At 75.5% G+C, this 5623-nt stretch carries 3 protein-coding genes and 1 pseudogene; all 4 read right to left on the bottom strand.

The annotated features are described in order from the left end of the window. Positions 1–473: 473 nt before the first annotated feature. A complete protein-coding gene (locus GCU69_RS23945) occupies positions 474–1124 on the bottom strand; it encodes a hypothetical protein (protein WP_098752994.1) in 651 nt (216 codons plus the stop codon). A 166-nt stretch (positions 1125–1290) separates the two neighbouring features. Continuing rightward, on the bottom strand, positions 1291–3189 hold the full coding sequence (locus GCU69_RS23940; protein ID WP_156207138.1) for a glycosyltransferase family 2 protein: 1899 nt from the start codon (positions 3187–3189) through the stop codon (positions 1291–1293). A 734-nt stretch (positions 3190–3923) separates the two neighbouring features. Then, positions 3924–4661, bottom strand: a pseudogene (locus GCU69_RS23935) (dolichyl-phosphate beta-glucosyltransferase); the annotation flags it as partial. Positions 4662–4687: 26 nt separating this feature from the next. Continuing rightward, a complete protein-coding gene (locus GCU69_RS23930; protein WP_156207137.1) occupies positions 4688–5377 on the bottom strand; it encodes a GntR family transcriptional regulator in 690 nt (229 codons plus the stop codon). Positions 5378–5623: the final 246 nt, after the last annotated feature.

Here is a 5623-nt window from a genome sequence, read left to right as displayed (position 1 = left end):
TGCGGGGGGTGCGCGGTGCTCGGCTTCCGGTTGCGCCGGGGGTGCCCGGTGCGCGGCCGGTGCTCGGGGTTCCCCGGCCCACTGGGTTCCCGGTGCGCGGGTGCTCGGCTTCCGGTTGTGCGGGGGGTGCGCGGTGCTCGGCTTCCGGTTGCGCCGGGGGTGCCCGGTGCGCGGCCGGTGCACGGGGTGTCCGGTTCGGGGTGTGTCCGGGGCGGGATGCGCTGTCGTGCGGGTGCGGGCACGTCGTGGCCGGTCGCGCAGTTCCCCGCGCCCCTTCGGGGCACATCCTCGGCCCGGGTCCGGCGACCGGGCCCGGACCCGAGGCGCGGGCCCCGGCCCGGGACGCGAACCCGAGGCGCACACCCGCGATCACGGCGCACGCCCGGAACCACGGCGCAGGCCCGGCCCCGGACCACGGCGCAGGTCCCGGCCCGGGGCGCGGAGCCGGGTTCCGGCCCGGGCCGGGCCGTGGTTCAGCTGAAGACGATCATTGATCCCTGGCCCAGGCTGCGCGTCGCGGCCGCGTGCAGGCCGAGCCAGACGTGCCGTTCCCTGCCGTACGGGTTGTCGTCCGGCGGTACGGCGACCGCGGGTTCCTCCAGGGCTGTGGGACGCCCCGGCGGTGCCGCGGCCGGCGGCGGATTGCCCGGGTCGATGCCGATCACCGGCGCGACCGTCTCCAGCTCCCGGAGCAGCCCGTGCGCGGAGCCCAGCGGGCCGCCGCCCTCCAGAAGTTCCTCGTTGGCCAGCGGCCGGGGGAAGTCGACGGGCACATACGCGCCCGCGTGGTCGTAGTGCCAGACGAGATGGGACTGCTGGGCGGTGGTCTCGAACATCTCCAGCAGCTGCTCGTAGTCACCGCCGAGTTCGTCGACCGGCGTCACCGGCAGTCCGCAGATCTGCAGCAGGTAGGCGCGGCGCAGGAAGTGCAGCGCGTCGTAGTCGAAGCCCGCGATCGGAGCGACGTCCCCGCTCAGACCCGGCATGTAGCCGAACACGGGGACGGGCGGCAGCCCTTCCTCGCGCAGGGCCTTGTCGTAGCTCGCGATCTCTTCGGCGAAAGGATTGTCGGGGCTGTGGCACAACACGTCGACAAGGGGGACCAGCCACAGGTCACACGCCACGAGCGCTCGCTCTCTGTCGGGTCGGGTCGGGTCGGGTCGGCACGATGGTCGGACATGACGGTCGGAACAGCGTAGTTGCCGGACCGGGCCACGGAGGCGGCTCGGGCCCGTCCGCTCCCCCGTCCGTGCTCCCTGCGTACCCGCGCCGGCGGAACCGCACGCACGATCAGCCGACGTCCCAGACCCAGGCGTCACCGACCCGCTGGCCGGGATCGCCGAGCAGCCGCTCCAGGGTGCCGCGCAGCGCCTCGTCGTTCGGCTGTTCCTGGAGGACGAGGACGCCGGCCCGCCAGAACTCCAGGTCCTCGCGGGCGGCCCGCCGTTCGGCCGGGCCGATCACAGGCGGCTCACCGGAGTACCGCACGTCCCGGAGCAGTTCCGCGGTGGGCCGGGGGACGGCGCCGTAGATGCCGCCGGGGATCTCGCCGTCCTCGCGCCGCTCGGTCGCGGGGCCGTTGAAGTAGCCGCCGGGCAGCGGGAACGCGAAGTCCGCCGCGACCTGCCAGTGCAGCGCGTCGGCCCCGGCGGGCGACGGCAGCGGCACGGGCACCAGGGACTCCCCGGGCTGTACGTACTTCCGCCAGTTGCCGTTGGCGACCAGCGTCGGCACGTCGGGCCGGTCCACGGTCTCCAGCGGCTTCGGCACCACCGGCAGCAGCGCCGCACAGAGCACCAGGGCGCCCGCGACGCGGATCAGCAGGGCGCGGTTGCGGCGGTCCCGGTCGTCGGGGACCGGCGCGGAGCGGCGCGCGGTGGCGGCGGCCTCGGCGAAGGACGTCCAGGCCAGCGCCAGCAGCATGCCGATGGCCGGGGCGCACACCATGGCGTAGCGCGACTCGATCACCGACTCGAACAGCGGCTGCTTGTCGAGCAGCCTCCAGGGGCCGGGCAGGGTGCCGTCCTCGGGCCGGCCGGCGAGGGTGATCTCCGCGCCGAGGGACAGCGCCGCCGCGACGACCGCGGTGCCGGCCAGCGCCTTGACGGCCGGCCGTCGCCACAGCGCGGCGGTGACGCCGATCACGAGGGCGAGCAGCGGCCAGCCGTAGAAGGCGTTCTGCTCGGTGGGGTTGAGGGAGAGCGCCTCGGCGGTCGCCGGATCGCCCGCGAGCGCCCGGCCGGAGAACTCCACGAGCGCCAGCAGCGAGTTCCCGGTCGGTCCGTGCTCGATGCTCTTGTAGCTCCGGTCGCCGAAGAACTGCCAGTACAGCGGGTACGCCACCAGGGGCACGGCCACCGCGGCGCCGACCGCGAGCCCGCCCAGCAGCGGCCGGACCGCGGGCAGCGCGGCGCGCGGTGCCGCGGCGGCGTGGAGCAGCGCGAAGACCAGCATTCCGGTCACGGCCAGCAGCAGCGCCTCCTCGCCGAGGAAGATCTGCCAGGCCATGAGCAGGCCGAGCACCGCCCCGTCGCGCAGCACCCGGCCGCCGGCGCAGAGCCGCAGGGCCCGGTCGACGATCAGCGGGACGACGAAGAGCACCACCAGATTGGGGTGCGCGTTCGCGTGCGAGATCATCGGCGGGGCGAACGCGGCCACGGCGCCGCCGAGGACGGCGGCGGCGCGGTTGCGGGTGAGGTGGCGGCGGATCAGCCAGTACCAGGCGGTGGCGGTGGCCGCCAGGCCGCCGGTGAGCACCACGGCCCAGGTGGTGGTCGCGCCGAAGAGCGCGGTGACCGGGGCGAGCGGCGCGGACAGGCCGAGCATCACGGTGTTCGCCATGAGGTTCACGCCGAGCGGAAAGTTCTGCAGGGTCGTGAACAGCGGGTTCTCGCCGCCGAGGACATGGTGGGCGGTGACGGCGAAGAACCACTCCCACTGGTTCTGGTCGCGCATGCTGTCGACGAGATAGCGCCGGTCGAGGTCGGCCCACAGGCCCGCGTAGAGCAGCAGCGACGCCAGCAGATAGCCGGCCGGGACGGCGACCGCCGCGAGACGGGCCCGCGGCCCCGGGCGCTTCGGGCCGGCCGCGGCACGGAGAGCCGCCGCCGCGTCGGCGTCGGGGTGCTCGGTGTCACGTATGCGGGAGTCGGGGCCCTTGGCGTACGGCATGCCGGCGCCCGTGCCCACGCCCGGCGTCCCGGCGGCGGGCGTCCCAGGGGCGGGCGTCCCGGCGCCCGGCGTCCCGGGGGCGGGCGTCCCGGCGCCCGGCGTCCCGGGGGCGGGCGTCCTGACGGCGGGCTCGTCGGTTTCCGGCGTCCCTGCCCCGAACTCCTCGGCAGCGGGCTCCTCTGCTTCCGGCATCCCGGCGCCGGGCCCGTCGGCGTACGGCATCCCGGCCCCGGGCCGGTCGTCGCCGGGCTCCGCCCCGGGCGGCACCCCGGCGCCGAGCCCTTCGGCATCCTGGCCACCGGCCTGCGGAGTCCCGGCGTCCGCGGTCCAGCTGTCAGGCGCCCCGTCGTCACCGGTCCCGGCATCCGGACTCCCGACATCCGGTGTCCCGCCGTCCGCGACCCCGCTGTCGGACGCCCCGTCGTCACCGGTCCCGGCATCCGGACTCCCGGCGTCCAGCCCCCCGGCATCCGCGGTCCCGACAGCCGGTGCCCTGCTGTCAGGCGCCCCGCCGTCCGTGATCCCGCCGTCCGTGGTCCCGGCATCCGGTGCCCCGCTGTCCACGCTCCCCGCACCCGGTGTCCCGCCGTCCGCGGTCGCGGCATCCGGTGCCCGGCCCTCCGCCGTCCCCGCATCCGGTGCCCCGCCCACCGCGGTCCCGCCCTCCGCGGTCCCGCCGTCCGGGCTCCCTGTGTTCCGTGCCCCGCTCCCGGTCCGCCCCGGTTCCCGCATCGTCCCGCTCACTGTCCGTCCCTCGTCGGCCGCAGCCTGACCCGCAGCACCTCGCCGAGCACCTTCGCGTAGTCCAGCGGCCCGACCTTCGACCCCGGCTGGTGCGACCAGCGCACCGGCACCTCGGCGATCGGCCAGCCGCGGGACCGGAAGGCGCGCAGTATCTCCACGTCGAAGCCCCAGCCGTCGGTACGGGCCCGGGCGAACACCTCGCGCGCCTTGTCCCCGTCGAACAGCTTGAACCCGCACTGGGTGTCGCGGATCCCGGGCACGGCCAGCGCCTGGATGAGGCGGTTGCCCGCCTTGCCCAGCAGCTCGCGCAGCACGTGCTGGCGGACCTCGATCCGCGCCGCCGGCCCGGCCCGGGAGCCGATCGCCACCGCGTAACCCTCGTCCAGCCGGCGCGCGAGCAGGGCCAGTTCCTCGATCGGTGTCGCGGAGTCGGCGTCGCAGAACAGCACGCGGCGGCCGCGCGAGGCCCGCACACCGATGCGCACGGCGTGCCCCTTGCCGCGGTTCACGGGCGCGCGGAGCACCCGGATGCGCGGTTCGGCGGCCGCCGCCTCGGCGGCGACGGCGGCGGTGCGGTCGGTGGACCCGTCGTCGACGACGATCAGCTCCCAGTTCCGTTCGCCGCAGCGCCGCAGATAGCGGCAGATCGCTTCGATGCCGGGGCGCAGCCGCCGCTCCTCGTTGTAGGCGGGGACGACGACGGTCAGCGAGACGACGGCGGTGGCGCCGCGCCGCGGCGCGGGCACGGAGGAGCCCTCCTGCTGCCGGGGTTTCACGTCGTGAACCGCCGGAGCAGCCCGCGCGCGTGTTCGTGGTATCCGGCGAGCACCCGGCGGGCCTCCTGCTCGTCGCGGCGGGCGACGGCGTCGGCCAGCTCGCCGTGCCCGCACCACAGCGCCGCCGGAAGGTCCCGTTCCCGGCGCAGGAAGGGCACGGTGAACACCCAGCTCTGCACCCGCACCCGGTCCAGCATGTCGTTGATGTACGGATTGCCGACCAGGCAGCCCAGCTCCCGCCAGAACCGCAGGTCGTGTCCGATGAGGACGTCGAGGTCCCCGGCGCGGGCGGCCCGTACGGCCTCCTCGGCCCGCCGCCGCAGCGACTTCAGCGCGCCCGGGGTGGCGCCGTCCAGGATGCGCTGCGCGGCGTGCCGCAAGATGCTGTCGACGATCAGGGTGCGGGCCTCGACCATGTTGCCGAAGTCCTCCGGGGTGAAGCGGTGCACCTGGAAACCGCGGTGGTGCTCCAGATCGATCAGTCCCTGGGCGGAGAGGTCGACGAGCGCTTCGCGCACCGGGGTGGCGGACACGCCGTACTGCTCGGCCATCTCCTTGACCGTGACGTGCTGCCCGGCCGGCAGCCGGCCCGCGAGGACCTCGTCGCGGAGGGCGTCGGCGAGCTGCTGGCGCAAAGTGTTGCGGGTGACCGACGCGCTGCGCGGTTCGCTGCCGCTGCCGGGCATGGTCTCGGTCCCCTTCGCCGTACGCGGGATGCGGAGGCCACCAGTCCGGCGGCCTCCGCATCACGATGTTCAAACTTCACGATAGGCGAAGCGGGCGCCGGTGAACCTCACGAGCAGGCCACAGTGCGGTCACCGGGACGGGCTGCGACCGGCGCGGGCGCGGGACCGACCGCGTCCACAGGTGGCGACCGGCGGCCGGCGCGGGCCCGGCCTCACCCACAGGTCGTGACCGGCGGCCGGCGCGGG

This window comes from Streptomyces lycii (assembly GCF_009735685.1).
Lineage (GTDB): Bacteria > Actinomycetota > Actinomycetes > Streptomycetales > Streptomycetaceae > Streptomyces > Streptomyces lycii.
Note: the sequence above shows the minus strand (reverse complement) of the source record. Positions and strands in the feature narration are given on the sequence as shown.

Excerpts from the sequence above, each read along its gene's own strand:
- GCU69_RS23930 (WP_156207137.1), bottom strand. The coding sequence starts at position 5,377 with ATGCCCGGCAGCGGCAGCGAACCGCGCAGCGCGTCGGTCACCCGCAAC.